This is a genomic window from Mesorhizobium sp. M0040 (assembly GCF_040323505.1).
Classification (GTDB): domain Bacteria; phylum Pseudomonadota; class Alphaproteobacteria; order Rhizobiales; family Rhizobiaceae; genus Mesorhizobium.
The window spans coordinates 307155-320762 of the sequence record NZ_JAMYVA010000002.1; the positions used below are offsets into that span (position 1 = coordinate 307155).

A 13608-nucleotide genomic window follows, 5' to 3' on the forward strand; every position below is an offset into this window, starting at 1 on the left:
CTCGAATCAAGATGGCGAGCCTAGCCGTTCTCAGGCGAGAACAAAACAGGAAAATAGCTGCCGGTCATTCCGGCAAGGCATCACCCCAATCCAGTCGCCGCGCGGCCTTGAACGTCTCGCCGTCGCGCTTGGTGAACAGTCGCTCGGCAGCACCCCCATCCTGTTCGCAAAGCTTCAGCAAGACCTTGCCGGAGCCCGACTTCGGCGGTGCGATCACTCGCGCTCGAGGCGGAGCGGCCGGATGGCGGGAGGCCGCGACAAAGATGAATTTCTCGTCCTCCCACGGCACCTCGGCATCCTTGGCCAGACGGTGTAGGCGCGAGCGGGCGACGCGGCGGGCGAAATGGCACCAGTCGGGGGCGACGAGCGGACAGGGCGCCTCATGCGGGCAGGGCGCAAGCACGTGCGCGCCCGCCTCGATCAGCTGCCGCCGCACGGCAAGAATACGCTGCCAGCCGGCCGGCGTGCCCGGCTCGACCACCAGCAGCGTGTCTGCGGTCAGCTGCCAGAGCCGGTCGACGAGTTTTGCCAGCGATGCCGGCGCGATCTCGTCCAGCACATAGGCTGAAGTCACCAGATCGGCCGGCTCCAGATCGACCAGGTCGATGGTGATGTCGCCGGTCCGCCAGGCGGTCCTGGCCGTGATCGAATCCGCGGCAAGTGCTTCGCCGACCCTTCGTACCGCGGCGCCGGCCTCGAGCAGCACCGCCTGTTCGAGATCCGGCCAAAGATTGATTGTGGCCCAAAGCACCGTGCCAGGGCCGGCGCCGACATCGAGCAAGGTCTTCGGAGCATAGTCGGGCCGAGACTCGCCCACCGCATCGAGGCTGGCGCGAACGGCCGCATAGGTCGCCGGTAGCCGCGTTGCCAGATAGGCCTTCACCGCCATGTCTTCGGCCATGTGCAGGCGGCCGTCGCGCAACTCTGCGCGGTAACGGTCCGACAGCGTCCTGGCCGCTTGCTTAAGCATCGGCAACGGCACTTTTTCGAGGAGGCGGTCGACGCCTTGTCTAAGTGGGACAGGCAGTTCCATCGCTTACGCCGCCCGAGGTGCGAGCACGATGACCGAGGCGCCAACGATGCAGATCGCGGCACCGGCAAGGTCCCAGCGGTCTGGGCGCACGCTTTCCGCCAGCCACAGCCAGACCAGCGAGGCGGCAATGTAGATGCCGCCATAGGCGGCATAGGCCCGGCCCGCCGCACTGGCGTCGACCAGCGCCAGCAGCCACGCAAATAGCAGGAGCGAGACGAGACCGGGCGCCAACCACAGTGGCGACTTGTCCAGCCGCCACCACGCCCAGAACGAAAAGCAGCCGGCGATCTCGGCAAGTGCGGCGGCGACGTAGAGGAGGTAGGTCATGAAAAAAGGTCCCGCGTTGACGAGACCTTTTTCAGCGTGCCAGCCGGCAATGGCAAGCGGCAATGGTGCAATCGCAGGCAGTCTACTCCGGATCCGCCACCTTGCGGCGGCGCGTGGGCTTGGCCGCAGAAGCCTTTTCACGACGTCCAAGATCGCGCATCTCCAGCGCCTTCTCGCAACTGGCCATGTAGTCGCGCGTCATCGGCAGCGTGTCGTTCTTCTTGGCAATCTGGATTTGGAAAATCACCAGATCCTGCCAGCGGAAAGCGGCTTCCGAGGCGGCAAGATAGAACTCCCACATGCGGCAGAAGCGCTCGTCATAAATCGCCTTGGCCTTGTCGCGGTTGGCGGCGAAGCGCTCGCCCCAATGCTTTAGCGTCTCCGCATAATGCAGCCGCAGGACCTCGATATCGGTGACGACGAGCCCCGATTTCTCGATGGCCGGCATCACTTCGGAGAGCGACGGGATGTAGCCGCCCGGGAAGATGTACTTGCGGATGAAGGCGCTGGTTGCCCACGGCACGCCGGAGCGGCCGATCGTGTGCAGCAGCATGACGCCGTCCGGCTTCAGCAGCGTCGCCGACTTGTCGAAGAAGGTGCGGAAATGATTGACGCCGACATGCTCGAACATGCCGACGGAGACGATGCGGTCGAAACGCTCATTGAGCTCGCGATAGTCCTTGATGTCGAAATGCACCCGGTTTTGCAGGCCTTGCGCATGGGCGCGGTCGGTGGCGACGCCGTGCTGCTCGGTCGACAGCGTCACGCCTTGCACGTCGACGTCGAACGCCTTGGCTAGATAGAGCCCAAGCCCACCCCAGCCGGAGCCGATATCAAGAACCGTCTGGCCGGCCTTCAGCCTGAGCTTGGCGGCGATATGGCGCTTCTTGGCCGCTTGTGCCTCGTCGAGCGTCATGTCCGGCTGCTCGAAATAGGCGCAGGAATATTGCATGTCCTCATCGAGGAAGAGGCGGTAGAGGTCGCCCGACAGATCGTAATGGCGCTGCACGTTGCGGCGCGCCCGCGACGCCGTGTTGATCTGCTGCAGGCGCCGGAAGGCGTGGCGCAGACCTTCGATCGCCTTCGACCAGGTGGCATCGATACCGCCGCTGCCCATGTTCTGGAAGGCAATCCGCATCACCCCCAGCACGCCGCCCTCGAGAATGTCGAGTTCACCGTCCATGTAGGCTTCCGGCACCGCCAGCATCGGATCGAAGGTTATTGCGCGCTCGGCATGCCTTGTCTTGATGTGCATGTGCACCGGCTCGCCGCTGCCGTCACCGAAAGTCACCATCGAGCCTTGCGGCCCTGTCACCTTGAGATTGCCTATGCGGACCAGGCGGTCGAGAACGCGTTTCAGCAGAATATTCATGACCAATTGTCCCCTCTCGGCCAGACATGCTGTCCTATTCTGCATCAAGATATAGGGGTTCGAAAAGTTCCATTTGGCATAAAAATGCCCGGGTACGGGGCCCGGGCATTGGTCCAGAATAGCGATTAGCCGGCGAATGCCGACGAATGACGATCAGCCGTTGTCTTCGCCGCCTTCGAACTCCGCATTCGGATCGAAGAAGTTTTCCGGCCGCGCATTATCGTTGATGTCCTCGCCGTAGATGGCTTCGGCGGTGGTCAGTGTTTCGCCCTTGGCCTGGCGCTCGGCTTCGTCGGCCGTGCGGGCAATGTTGAGTGTGATGGTAACCTCGACTTCCGGGTGCAGCGCGATCGCCACATTGGTGACGCCGATGGTCTTGATTGGCTGGTTGAGCAGGATCTGGTTGCGGTTGACCGAAAAACCTTCCGCCGTCACCAGCTCGGCGATGTCGCGCGTCGAGACCGAACCATAAAGCTGACCGGTTTCGCCGGCCGAGCGCACGGCGATGAAGCTCTTGCCGTCGAGCTTTTCTGCAATCTGCGCGGCTTCGGACTTGCGCTCCAGGTTGCGGGCTTCGAGCTGGGCCCGCTGTCCCTCGAACTTCTTCTTGTTAGCTTCGTTGGCGCGCAGCGCCTTGCCTTGCGGCAGCAGGAAATTGCGGGCGAACCCGTCCTTGACCTTGACGGTATCGCCCATCTGGCCGAGGCGGGAAACGCGTTCGAGAAGAATGACTTCCATGGTTTTGTTCCTTCGCTTGGGCGCTATCCTCAGGATCGGCGCCGAGTTGTCTGGAACAGGTCAGGAAGCTGGGGCGTCGCCGCCTGTGTCGCTGTCCTGCCTGTCGCGGCAGTTAGGATCTCTTGTCGAAATCCAACCCGGGATTTGGTATTCGATCCGGCTACGCCCGTCGTGGCCGGTGAAAAAGCGGGCGGCGAACCGCCCGCTGGCTAGACCATGATCCCGAAAAGTGGAAACCGGTTTTCGGATAAGATCATGGTCAACTAATCAGTGTTAGCGGACCACGTAGGGCAGCAGGCCGAGGAAGCGGGCGCGCTTGATCGCCTTGGCGAGTTCGCGCTGCTTCTTCTGGCTGACGGCGGTAATACGCGATGGCACGATCTTGCCGCGCTCGGAGATGTAGCGCTGCAGAAGCCGCACGTCCTTGTAGTCGATCTTCGGCGCGTTGGCGCCGGAGAACGGGCAAGTCTTGCGGCGGCGGTGGAAGGGGCGCCGGGTTGGGATCTGGTTGATGTCGACCATTATTCTGCGGCTCCTTCAAAGCCTTCGCGCGGACGGCGCGGGCCACGATCGGCACCGCTATCGCCGAAGCTGCGCGGCGGACGATCACCACGGTCCCCGCGATCGCGGTCGCCGAATGAGCGCGGGCCACGATCGCCACGGTCGCGGTCGCCGAAGCCGCCGCGTTCCGAGCGCTCTTCGCGCTTCTGCATCATTGCCGACGGACCTTCCTCATGCGCATCGACCTTGATGGTCAGGAAACGCAGCACGTCCTCGGACAGGCCCATCTGGCGCTCCATCTCATTGAGCGCGGCCGGCGGGCAGGTGATGTCCATGAGTGTATAATATGCCTTCCGGTTCTTGTTGACCCGGTAGGTGAGGGACTTCAGTCCCCAGTTCTCGACCCGGCCGACGGACCCGCCATTCGCGGTAATGACGCCCTTGTACTGTTCGACAAGCGCATCGACCTGCTGCTGCGAGAGGTCCTGCCGGGCAAGAAACACATGTTCGTATAGAGCCATAGTGTTCGTGCCTTTCTTCGTTTCTCTCCCGGTTCCCGGCGGCAAAAGCCTCTGCAACTTCTCTGACCCGCAATCCTTGCGAAGGCGGGGAAGAAAGGAGCATGACGAGACGGTCGAGAGCGGAGACACGGGAGGCGGAAGCGCTTCTCGCTTCACACGAAGGTTTCGAAAAACCTCCGGCCCTCCGTTCAGCCCCCAGCAAGGACCGGCAGATTGCGGGCGTCTATACAGGAATTTGACCGCAAAGCAAGGCCAAACGACAGGGCAAACGGCCCTACCGTCCCAGAGCGCCACGGGCCTCGACGGCAAGGCTTACGGATTTCCTGAAACCGGACCTTAACCACCATGCGAAGTTCCAGCACCGGCGGGCGTGGCGGCAACCCGTCGTTCATCATGCGGATGCAAAAGCAAACAGTCTGCGCGAGGTCGGCAGCAAGGCGGTTTTGGGGACAAAAATGCTTTTCGACAAATTCTGCCGTTCGAAGAGCGGCAACTTTGCCCTGATGCTGGCGTTCGGGCTGCCTGCGGTTCTGACCGCGGTCGCCTTTGCCGTGGACGTGTCCACCTTGATGAGGGCCAAGGTCAGCTTGCAGAACGCGCTCGATGCCGCGAACCTTGCATCTTCGCATCTCGGCGACATCGAGGCTTCCCGCAAGGACGTCTTCGACCGCTACTTCCAGACCAATGTCGCCGGCCACAGCGAGTTGAGGAACGCCGAAGCGACGCTTACCGTGGAAAGGGGCCTCAATTACATCCAGACAAAGGCTGTCGCCATGTCGGACGTCAATTTGAACTTCGCCTTCCTGTTCGGCAACGACAAGCGCATCACCGTCGATGCCGGCGCCGTCGAATCGACCAATCAGCTCGAAGTCGTGCTGGTGCTCGACAATACCGGGTCGATGGCCAGCAACGATCGCATCGGCGCATTGCGGACGGCGGCGACGGCCCTGATCGATATGCTCGAAGCGGCGAAGTCGCCGACGCGCAGCGTACGTGTCGCGGTGGTGCCGTTCGTCACCGCGGTCAACGTCAAGGGCGAGGACTACGATCCGGCCTGGATCGACATGGCCGGCAAATCGCCGAACAATGGCGCCAATTTCCCCTTGGTCGGCGGCAAGCGCGTCAACCATATGGACCTGTTCAAGCAATTGGGCGTCGAATGGAGAGGCTGCGTCGAAGCGCGGCCCGGAACCAACAATGTTTCCGACATTTCGCCCGACCAAAACAAACCGGACACCCTGTTCGTACCCTATTTCGCGCCGGACGATCCAGGTAACGCTAAAAATCCAACCAGCTCCTACGGCAATTCAGCGACCGGCTACAACAATTCCTATCTCGACGATACCGTTGTCACCGTGCTTCCCGGCCTCACCAGCGACATGGCGAAGTACAGTGTTTCGACGATGAAGCTGATCAACGACAAGAGAGGCCCACTGACTATCGGCCCAAACCGGGCCTGTCCGACGCCGATAGTGCCGCTGACCGATGATTTCGACAAATTGCGGAAGGCCGTCGGTGAGATGATCGAATGGAACGGCTCGGGGACCAATGTTTCGGAAGGCTTGTCATGGGGGATGCGGGTGCTCTCGCCGGAACCGCCTTACAGCGACGGCGCGCCGTTCAGGGCGTCAGGCGCGACCAAAACGGTGCTGCTGCTCACCGACGGCGAGAATGTTGTCTATGGCGCGAAGGATACGCCACAGAAGTCGGACTATGGCTCCTACGGATTCCTGGCCTCGGGTCGGTTTGGATCCAGCGACCAGACCGCGGCTGCGCGCAATGTCGACGATTGGACAACCAATGTATGCAACACATTGAAGAAGCAGGACGTGCAGATATTCACAGTGCTGCTGCAGGCCGACACCGCAGCCAACCGCAAGCTTTACGAGGCCTGCGCATCGTCGCCGTTGGATTATTACCCGACCAACGACGTCAGTCAGCTCGAAAGCGTCTTCCTGAAAATCGGAAGCTCGATTTCGCAGCTGCACTTGACGAACTGAACGACGTCGGCCGCTCTCCCGCCGCCGCTGCTCAACTCGTGTGTGCAGCCACTTTGCCTGTGGTTTCGGGGAAGAAATCGGGCGCCGCATGGCGCTTGCCGAACATCATGTCGTATTGCAGCAGACGGAAGTCGCGGATTGCCGGATCGATCTCTTTCTGACGCGACCAATCGGGGGTGGCGTCGCCCCCCGGTGCCAAAAGCAAATTGCGGTCGATAACGCGGTAGCGCTCTCGCAACTGTCCGAGGAAGCCGGTGTAATAGGGATGGCTGATGCCGGCTGTCTTCAGGATATGGTAGGGCAGGAAGGACGGGCTGACGGCGCCCAGATCCTCGGCCGGGCCGCTGCGATTCGACCAGACGATCAGCGGCGTCTGGTGGTGCAGCAGCATCTGGTCGGCCGCCTCCTTGCGCGGCGCAACATTGTCCTTCAGAAAGCCGGTCTCGACGTAGACCGGCCCAAGTGGCGGCAGATGGTCGCCGAAGAACGCGATGACGGTCGGCCGCTCGCGTTTCTTCGCCCATTCGATCAGCCGCTCGAGGCCGCGGTCCGCGTCGGAAGAGCCTTCGGCATAGCTCAACAGCGATTCACGCGCCCATTGGCTGATCGGCGCCTGCACCTTGTGGGTCGGATTGTTATAGCGATACGGCTCATACGGCCCGTGGTTCTGCAGGCTGACGGCGAAAAAGAAGACCGGCTCGGCGCTGGTATCGGCTTCGTGGATGATCTCGTCGGTCATCGCGGCGTCCGACGCGAGCGGTCCGCGCTTCTGCATGGGCGGCAACGTCTCCTCGGACTTGAAGTCGTTGAAGCCGAAATCGGCATAGACGGCCCCCCGGTTCCAGAACCAGTTAGTGCCGGGATGGATAGCGCGCGCCCGGTAGCCTTGACTTTTCAGGAAGGTCGCCAGCGAGGGAGTCGGTGTCCGCACATATTGCTGGTAGGGAATGCTGCCCGCCGGCAGGAAGGCGTTGGAAAAGCCGGTCAGGGCCTCGAACTCGATGTTGGCCGTCATGCCGCCGAACTCGGGCGAGAACATGTAACCCGTGCGCAGTGCCCGCACATTGGGGATAGGGTCGGGCGTGATGGTGACGCCGGGTAGCTTGGTCGGATCCCAGAAGGATTCGCTCATGACGACGATGATGTCGGGCTTCTCGGCGGGTACCGAAGCCGTCACCTGCGGTTTGCCGATCGCTTCGATCGCCTTGCCGGAATAGCCGGGCGGCGCCGAGACATGCGCCATCGGGACGTTCAGCGCGAAGGCGAGCGCAAAACCGTTCGAGGCATAGTTTTCCTTCTGGTCCCACATGATCGGGATGATCTGCAGCCGGTCGCGTGTCCACGAGAAAGTGGCATAGTCCATGATGGAGACGAAGAAGGCGATCAGCGGCACCGTCAGCGTCAGCCGGGCAAGGCGGCCCTTGTGGCTGAGTGCCGGAACGCGGCGGCGCCATAGCCGCCAGCCATAGACGAGCAGCGACAGCCCGCCGACGATGCCGATCGCCAGGGCAATGGCGGTTCCCGGGCGATCGCGTACCAGAAGCGGCATCAGTGCCACGATCTGCCGGGAATAGAGGAAATCGGTCGGATAGAGCGGATCGCCGAGATACAGCGACTTCTGGTGGCCGACGAACGCCAGCGACAATGTCAGCGGCGCGACGATCATCAGGCTCTGATGACTGCGGCCGAGCACGGCGTCGAGGCCGATGAGGATCAGCGCAAAAATGATGATCGTGGTCCAGCCGGGTTTGAAAGGCTGCAGAAAGAAATCAATGGTGCCGGCAAAGTTGCCGCGCACGATCAGTTCGATGGCAAACACAAGGATGGCCGCAGCCAGCAAGCTGATAAGGCCATAGCGGATGACAGGCCATTTGCGCGCCGGCAGATAGCCGGTCGACGGATCGCCTTCAAGAAACTGGGGCGCCGCCTCGGCTGCGCTCTGCTTGGTCTTTGCCACTTCAATAGTTCCCCGGCCCGCAACAAAAGCGTCACTCGATTGTCATCGAACTGTCACGCAAAGCCTAGCGCCTGTGGCGGAAATAAGAAGAGCCAGCAAACAAATCGTGAGCGGTTTTCATCATGAGTGATCGCCAAAAAGCCTGCCGAAACAGGCACTCGGCCGATATTACGCGATCAAGGTTGGACTTGACTTGGCCGCATGCCTTGCGTCACAGGCAACGTGAACCAGCAGCTGGGAGCCGCCGATGGCCATCGCATTCACCTTTCCGGGGCAGGGCAGCCAGGCTGTCGGCATGGGCAAGGACCTCGCCGATACCTTTGTGGAATCGCGGCGGATCTTCGAGGAAGTCGACGACGCGCTCGGCGAAAACCTATCGAAGCTGATCTGGGAAGGCCCGGAAGAGACGCTGACGCTGACCGCCAACGCCCAGCCGGCGCTGATGGCGGTGTCGCTTGCCGCAATCCGGGCGCTGGAGGCGCGCGGCTTCTCCCTGAACGGCAAGGTCACCTATGTCGCCGGCCACTCGCTCGGCGAATATTCGGCACTTGCGGCCGCAGGTTTCGTTTCGGTCGCCGACGCCGCCCGGCTGTTGCGCATCCGCGGCAACGCCATGCAGGCGGCTGTGCCGGCCGGCGAGGGCGCCATGGCGGCGATCATCGGGCTGGAACAGGCCGACGTCGAAGCCGCTTGCGCAGAGGCCGCCCAGGGCGCCGCCAAAGATCCCGCACAAGCCTTGGTTTGCCAGATCGCCAATGACAATGGCGGCGGCCAGCTGGTGATCTCCGGCGCCAGGCCAGCGGTCGAACTGGCGGCGAGGCTATGCACGGAGAAGGGCGCCAAGCGGGCGCTGATGCTGCAGGTCTCAGCGCCCTTCCATTCGGCATTGATGAAGCCTGCGGCCGAGATCATGCGGGAGGCGCTGGCCGCCGTGACGAAGAGTGCGCCGGTCGTGCCGCTGGTCTCCAATGTTACGGTGACCCCGACGAGCGATCCCGACGAGATCGCCCGCCGACTCGTCGAACAGGTGATCGGGCGCGTGCGCTGGCGCGAAACGGTGGAGTGGTTCGGCAGCAACGGCGTTGCGACGCTTTACGAAGTGGGCGCCGGCAAGGTGCTGTCGGGGCTGGCCCGCCGCATCAACCGCGACATTGCCACCACTGCCATCGGATCCGCGGCGGATGTCGAGGCGGCGCTGGCGGCGCTTGCATAATCAACTGGCGATTTGACCCCGCTCCATGCGAAGGGTGTTCGCTCAGATCAGGAGGCAAGAATGTTCGAATTGACCGGCCGCAAGGCGCTCGTCACCGGCGCATCGGGAGGTATCGGCGAGGCGATCGCCCGCGTGCTGCACGGCCAGGGCGCCATCGTCGGCCTGCATGGCACACGTATCGAGAAACTGGAGGCGCTGGCCGCCGAACTGGGCGACCGGGTCAAGCTTTTCCCGGCCAATCTTTCCAACCGCGACGACGTCAAGGCGCTCGGCCAGAAGGCGGAGGCCGACCTCGAAGGCGTCGACATCCTCGTCAACAATGCCGGCATCACCAAGGACGGGTTGTTCGTACGCATGGCTGACGCCGACTGGGATAGCGTGCTCGAGGTCAACCTGACCGCCGTGTTCCGGCTGACCCGCGAGCTTACCCATCCGATGATGCGGCGCCGCCATGGCCGCATCATCAACATCACTTCAGTGGTTGGCGTCACCGGCAATCCCGGCCAGACCAACTACTGCGCCTCCAAAGCCGGTATGATCGGCTTTTCCAAATCGCTGGCGCAGGAGATCGCCACCCGCAATATCACCGTCAACTGCGTCGCCCCGGGCTTCATCGAATCGGCGATGACCGCCAAGCTCAACGACAAGCAGAAAGAGGCGATCATGGCGGCGATCCCGACCCGGCGCATGGGCACGGGCGCCGAAGTCGCCTCTGCCGTCGCCTACCTAGCTTCCAACGAGGCAGCCTACGTCACCGGCCAGACCATTCATGTCAATGGCGGCATGGCTATGATCTAACACTTGGGAAAACGCTTCATTCCGTCTTGGATGCACGGGATTTTTCGTGTAATGCCGCCCGCAACCCGGCGGTTCGGGCAAAAACCGGTCCTGTTCCGCTGCGTTTCCGGCAGGACCATCTTTCAGCTTGATTAGCGGCATTCTGGCCGCTAACGAAGACAGACAACCAAAAGACGAGGATGGCCAAATGAGTGACACCGCAGAGCGCGTCAAGAAGATCGTCATCGAGCACCTTGGCGTCGATGCCGACAAGGTGACGGAGCAGGCGAGCTTCATCGATGATCTGGGCGCGGACAGCCTCGACACGGTCGAACTTGTCATGGCGTTCGAAGAAGAGTTCGGTGTCGAAATCCCGGACGACGCCGCCGAGACCATCCTGACTGTTGGCGATGCGGTGAAATACATCGACAAGGCCTCCGCCTGACGCTATTTGCAGTCATCACCGGGGAGGACCTGCGATGAGGCGTGTCGTCGTCACGGGCCTTGGGCTGCTTTCGCCGTTCGGCATGGGCTTCGAGCACAGCTGGAAGGAGCTTCTGACCGGCCGCAGCGCAGCCAAGCGCATCACCGAATTCGAGGTGGAAGACCTTGCCTGCAAGGTCGCCCACGTCATTCCGCGCGGTGACGGCTCCAATGCCACTTTCAATCCTGAAGCCGTTCTCGAGCCGAAGGAACTGCGCAAGATCGGCGACTTCATCCTGTACGGGATCGCGGCCGCCGACGAGGCACTCAAGGATTCCGGCTGGCAGCCGAAGACGCATGAGGAACAGTGCGCCACCGGCGTGCTGATCGGTTCGGGCATCGGCGGCATCGAAGGCATCGCCGAGAATGCGATGATCCTCAAGGAACGCGGTCCGCGCCGCATCAGCCCATTCTTCATCCCTGGCCAGATCATCAACCTCGTCTCCGGCCAGGTTTCGATCCGGCATGGGCTGAAAGGACCAAACCATGCCGTCGTCACCGCTTGCTCGACCGGTGCGCACGCCATCGGCGACGCCGCCCGGCTGATCATCTGGGGCGATGCCGACGTTATGGTCGCAGGCGGCGCCGAAGCGCCGGTGACGAGACTGTCGGTCGCCGGGTTCGCGGCTTGCCGCGCGCTCTCCACCGAGCGCAACGACGCGCCACAAACGGCCTCACGCCCCTATGATCGCGATCGCGACGGCTTCGTCATGGGCGAGGGCGCCGGTGTTGTCGTGCTCGAGGAGCTCGAACACGCCAAGGCCCGCGGCGCCAAGATCTATGCCGAGGTCACCGGCTACGGTCTGACCGGTGACGCCTATCACATCACCGCGCCTGCCGAAGACGGCGACGGCGCTTTCCGTTGCATGACCGCGGCGCTGAACCGGGCGAAGCTGACGCCGGCCGATGTCGACTACATCAACGCGCACGGCACCTCGACCATGGCCGATACGATCGAACTCGGCGCCGTCGAGCGGCTGGTCGGCAACGCCGCCTCGAAGATATCGATGTCGTCGACCAAATCGTCGATTGGCCACCTGCTGGGCGCGGCTGGTGCTGCCGAGGCGATCTTTTCGATCCTCGCCATTCGCGACAACATCGCGCCGCCGACCATCAATCTTGACAATCCGGAGCGCGAAACGGCGATCGACCTGGTGCCGCACAAGCCGCGGGCCCGGCAGATCGACGTGGCGCTGTCCAACTCCTTCGGCTTCGGTGGCACCAACGCCTCGCTCGTCTTCCAGCGCTACAATGGCTGACCGCTCTGCCGGTTTCCGTCTGCCGTCAATTTTGCCATATTCGCCCCTACTCTGCCCGAGGGGATTCGTCGCAAGATCAAATGGTAGGGCGCTATGAACACAAATCCGGCCGATAACGGGGAATTCGGGCAACGGCCAGCAACGCCCGGCCCGATCGTGCCGAAGACGGCCAGCGAGGCGTTGCGGCCCGAGGCCGGCACGCCGCCGCCGAAGCGCTCGCGTGCCTCGCGCAGCCAGTTCGTCGTGTTCATGAACTTCGTCATCTCTTCGGTGATGCTGATGGTGCTGGCGGCAGGCGTTGCGCTGTATTTCGGCAAGCAGGAGTTCAACGAGCCCGGCCCGTCGGCCAATGGCGACACTTTCCTGGTCAAGCCGAATAGCGGCGTCCAGGAGATCGCCGACCAGCTTGAGCGGCGAGGGCTGATCAGCGACGCCCGCATTTTCCGCCTTGGCGTGCGCGCCTTCGGCAATGATTCCGCCCTGAAGGCCGGCGAATACGAGATCAAGCCGCAGGCGTCGATGCACGATATCATGGAACTGCTGAAGAGCGGCAAGTCGGTGATGTATTCGCTGACCATCCCCGAGGGGCTGACTGTCGAGCAGGCGCTGCAACGAATCGCCGAGCAGGACGCGCTGACCGGCGATATGCCGTCGACCACTCCACCTGAGGGCAGCCTCGCCACCGACACGCTGCGTTTCACCCGCGGCGCAACACGCCAGCAGATGGTCGACAAGCTTCTGGCCGACCAGAAGAAGCTGGTCGACGAGGTCTGGCAGCGCCGAGCGCCGGATTTGCCGATCGCCAACGTTGAGGATTTTGTCACCCTGGCCTCTATCGTCGAGAAGGAGACCGGCAAGGGCGATGAACGCTCGCGCGTAGCCGCCGTCTTCCTCAACCGGCTGGCCAAGGGTATGCGGCTGCAGTCGGACCCGACCATCATCTACGGCCTGTTCGGCGGCAAGGGCAAACCCATCGACCGCCCGATCTATCAGTCGGACATCCAGAAGCCGACGCCCTACAACACCTATCTGATCAACGGCTTACCGCCGACGCCGATCGCCAATCCCGGCCGTGCGGCGCTGGAGGCAGTCGCCAATCCGTCGAAGACCAGCGATCTCTACTTCGTCGCCGACGGCAGCGGCGGGCACGTCTTTGCCTCGACGCTCGATGAGCATAACGAGAATGTCGCTCGCTACCGGGCACTGCTGAAAAAGCAGGCGCAGGACGCCGCCAGGGCCGGAGCAACCAATACCGGAGCCGACACGCCGGCGGGAGCCATCGTTGACGATGCGGGCGCCACCGCCGCCCAGTAGGGCCGGACGCCATCAGGTTGGCCCTGTGCATGTCCGGGTGGATGTGCAAGGGCTGCTATGGCATTGAAATTCACATGATCCTGTCCGGAGAAAATCGCTCCGGCTTGAGGGGC

The 13608-nt window shown here is 62.7% G+C and carries 13 protein-coding genes; 6 read left to right on the forward strand and 7 right to left on the reverse strand.

Annotated features, from left to right (window positions below):
• Positions 1-64: 64 nt before the first annotated feature.
• From NKJ91_RS03125 to rpsF, 6 genes are all read right to left on the reverse strand, one after another.
• Complete coding sequence (locus NKJ91_RS03125; protein ID WP_352454396.1) at positions 65-1033, reverse strand: small ribosomal subunit Rsm22 family protein; 969 nt, start codon at positions 1031-1033, stop codon at positions 65-67.
• Between the two features lie 3 nt (positions 1034-1036).
• Entirely contained in the window at positions 1037-1360 is a 324-nt protein-coding gene (locus NKJ91_RS03130) for a YnfA family protein (RefSeq protein WP_352454397.1), read from the reverse strand.
• A gap of 82 nt (positions 1361-1442) precedes the next feature.
• Positions 1443-2732 carry a cyclopropane fatty acid synthase gene (locus NKJ91_RS03135; protein WP_352454398.1) on the reverse strand — a complete coding sequence of 430 codons (1290 nt, stop codon included), beginning with the start codon at positions 2730-2732 and terminating at the stop codon, positions 1443-1445.
• Between the two features lie 153 nt (positions 2733-2885).
• Positions 2886-3470: a 50S ribosomal protein L9 gene (gene rplI / locus NKJ91_RS03140; protein WP_254820243.1), complete on the reverse strand. Its 585-nt coding sequence runs from the start codon at positions 3468-3470 to the stop codon at positions 2886-2888.
• 273 nt (positions 3471-3743) lie between these two features.
• On the reverse strand, positions 3744-3992 hold the full coding sequence (rpsR, locus tag NKJ91_RS03145; RefSeq protein WP_006203718.1) for a 30S ribosomal protein S18: 249 nt from the start codon (positions 3990-3992) through the stop codon (positions 3744-3746).
• Positions 3992-4492, reverse strand: coding sequence for a 30S ribosomal protein S6 (gene rpsF, locus NKJ91_RS03150; RefSeq protein WP_352454399.1), 501 nt, complete (start codon positions 4490-4492; stop codon positions 3992-3994). Before rpsF ends, rpsR begins: the two co-directional genes overlap by 1 nt.
• Before the next feature lie 455 nt (positions 4493-4947).
• Here rpsF and NKJ91_RS03155 point away from each other — a divergent pair, with 455 nt between their 5' ends.
• The gene (locus tag NKJ91_RS03155) at positions 4948-6492 is read left to right on the forward strand and encodes a pilus assembly protein TadG-related protein (RefSeq protein ID WP_352454400.1); all 1545 of its coding nucleotides are present in this window, start codon (positions 4948-4950) and stop codon (positions 6490-6492) included.
• A gap of 31 nt (positions 6493-6523) precedes the next feature.
• On the opposite strand, the gene NKJ91_RS03160 is transcribed toward NKJ91_RS03155, so the two are convergent.
• Complete coding sequence (locus NKJ91_RS03160) at positions 6524-8449, reverse strand: LTA synthase family protein (RefSeq protein ID WP_023677707.1); 1926 nt, start codon at positions 8447-8449, stop codon at positions 6524-6526.
• Positions 8450-8696: 247 nt separating this feature from the next.
• Here NKJ91_RS03160 and fabD point away from each other — a divergent pair, with 247 nt between their 5' ends.
• The 5 genes from fabD (at position 8697) to mltG (ending at position 13495) form a co-directional block, all read left to right on the forward strand.
• Positions 8697-9662, forward strand: coding sequence for an ACP S-malonyltransferase (fabD, locus tag NKJ91_RS03165; RefSeq protein WP_352454401.1), 966 nt, complete (start codon positions 8697-8699; stop codon positions 9660-9662).
• Between the two features lie 60 nt (positions 9663-9722).
• Positions 9723-10460 carry a 3-oxoacyl-[acyl-carrier-protein] reductase gene (fabG, locus tag NKJ91_RS03170; protein WP_352453223.1) on the forward strand — a complete coding sequence of 246 codons (738 nt, stop codon included), beginning with the start codon at positions 9723-9725 and terminating at the stop codon, positions 10458-10460.
• Positions 10461-10647: 187 nt separating this feature from the next.
• Positions 10648-10884, forward strand: coding sequence for an acyl carrier protein (locus NKJ91_RS03175; RefSeq protein ID WP_006203723.1), 237 nt, complete (start codon positions 10648-10650; stop codon positions 10882-10884).
• Positions 10885-10918: 34 nt separating this feature from the next.
• Positions 10919-12181, forward strand: coding sequence for a beta-ketoacyl-ACP synthase II (gene fabF / locus NKJ91_RS03180; protein ID WP_352454402.1), 1263 nt, complete (start codon positions 10919-10921; stop codon positions 12179-12181).
• 93 nt (positions 12182-12274) lie between these two features.
• Positions 12275-13495, forward strand: a complete 1221-nt coding sequence (mltG, locus tag NKJ91_RS03185) for an endolytic transglycosylase MltG (RefSeq protein WP_352454403.1) — start codon at positions 12275-12277, stop codon at positions 13493-13495.
• The last annotated feature ends 113 nt before the right edge of the window (positions 13496-13608 follow it).

What these genes read in the sequence shown, in the direction of transcription:
- NKJ91_RS03125 (WP_352454396.1), bottom strand. Translation starts at nt 1,033, where the DNA reads ATGGAACTGCCTGTCCCACTTAGACAAGGCGTCGACCGCCTCCTCGAA.
- NKJ91_RS03130 (WP_352454397.1), bottom strand. Translation starts at nt 1,360, where the DNA reads ATGACCTACCTCCTCTACGTCGCCGCCGCACTTGCCGAGATCGCCGGC.
- NKJ91_RS03135 (WP_352454398.1), bottom strand. Translation starts at nt 2,732, where the DNA reads ATGAATATTCTGCTGAAACGCGTTCTCGACCGCCTGGTCCGCATAGGC.
- rplI (WP_254820243.1), bottom strand. Translation starts at nt 3,470, where the DNA reads ATGGAAGTCATTCTTCTCGAACGCGTTTCCCGCCTCGGCCAGATGGGC.
- rpsR (WP_006203718.1), bottom strand. Translation starts at nt 3,992, where the DNA reads ATGGTCGACATCAACCAGATCCCAACCCGGCGCCCCTTCCACCGCCGC.
- rpsF (WP_352454399.1), bottom strand. Translation starts at nt 4,492, where the DNA reads ATGGCTCTATACGAACATGTGTTTCTTGCCCGGCAGGACCTCTCGCAG.
- NKJ91_RS03155 (WP_352454400.1), top strand. Translation starts at nt 4,948, where the DNA reads ATGCTTTTCGACAAATTCTGCCGTTCGAAGAGCGGCAACTTTGCCCTG.
- fabD (WP_352454401.1), top strand. Translation starts at nt 8,697, where the DNA reads ATGGCCATCGCATTCACCTTTCCGGGGCAGGGCAGCCAGGCTGTCGGC.
- fabG (WP_352453223.1), top strand. Translation starts at nt 9,723, where the DNA reads ATGTTCGAATTGACCGGCCGCAAGGCGCTCGTCACCGGCGCATCGGGA.
- NKJ91_RS03175 (WP_006203723.1), top strand. Translation starts at nt 10,648, where the DNA reads ATGAGTGACACCGCAGAGCGCGTCAAGAAGATCGTCATCGAGCACCTT.
- fabF (WP_352454402.1), top strand. Translation starts at nt 10,919, where the DNA reads ATGAGGCGTGTCGTCGTCACGGGCCTTGGGCTGCTTTCGCCGTTCGGC.
- mltG (WP_352454403.1), top strand. Translation starts at nt 12,275, where the DNA reads ATGAACACAAATCCGGCCGATAACGGGGAATTCGGGCAACGGCCAGCA.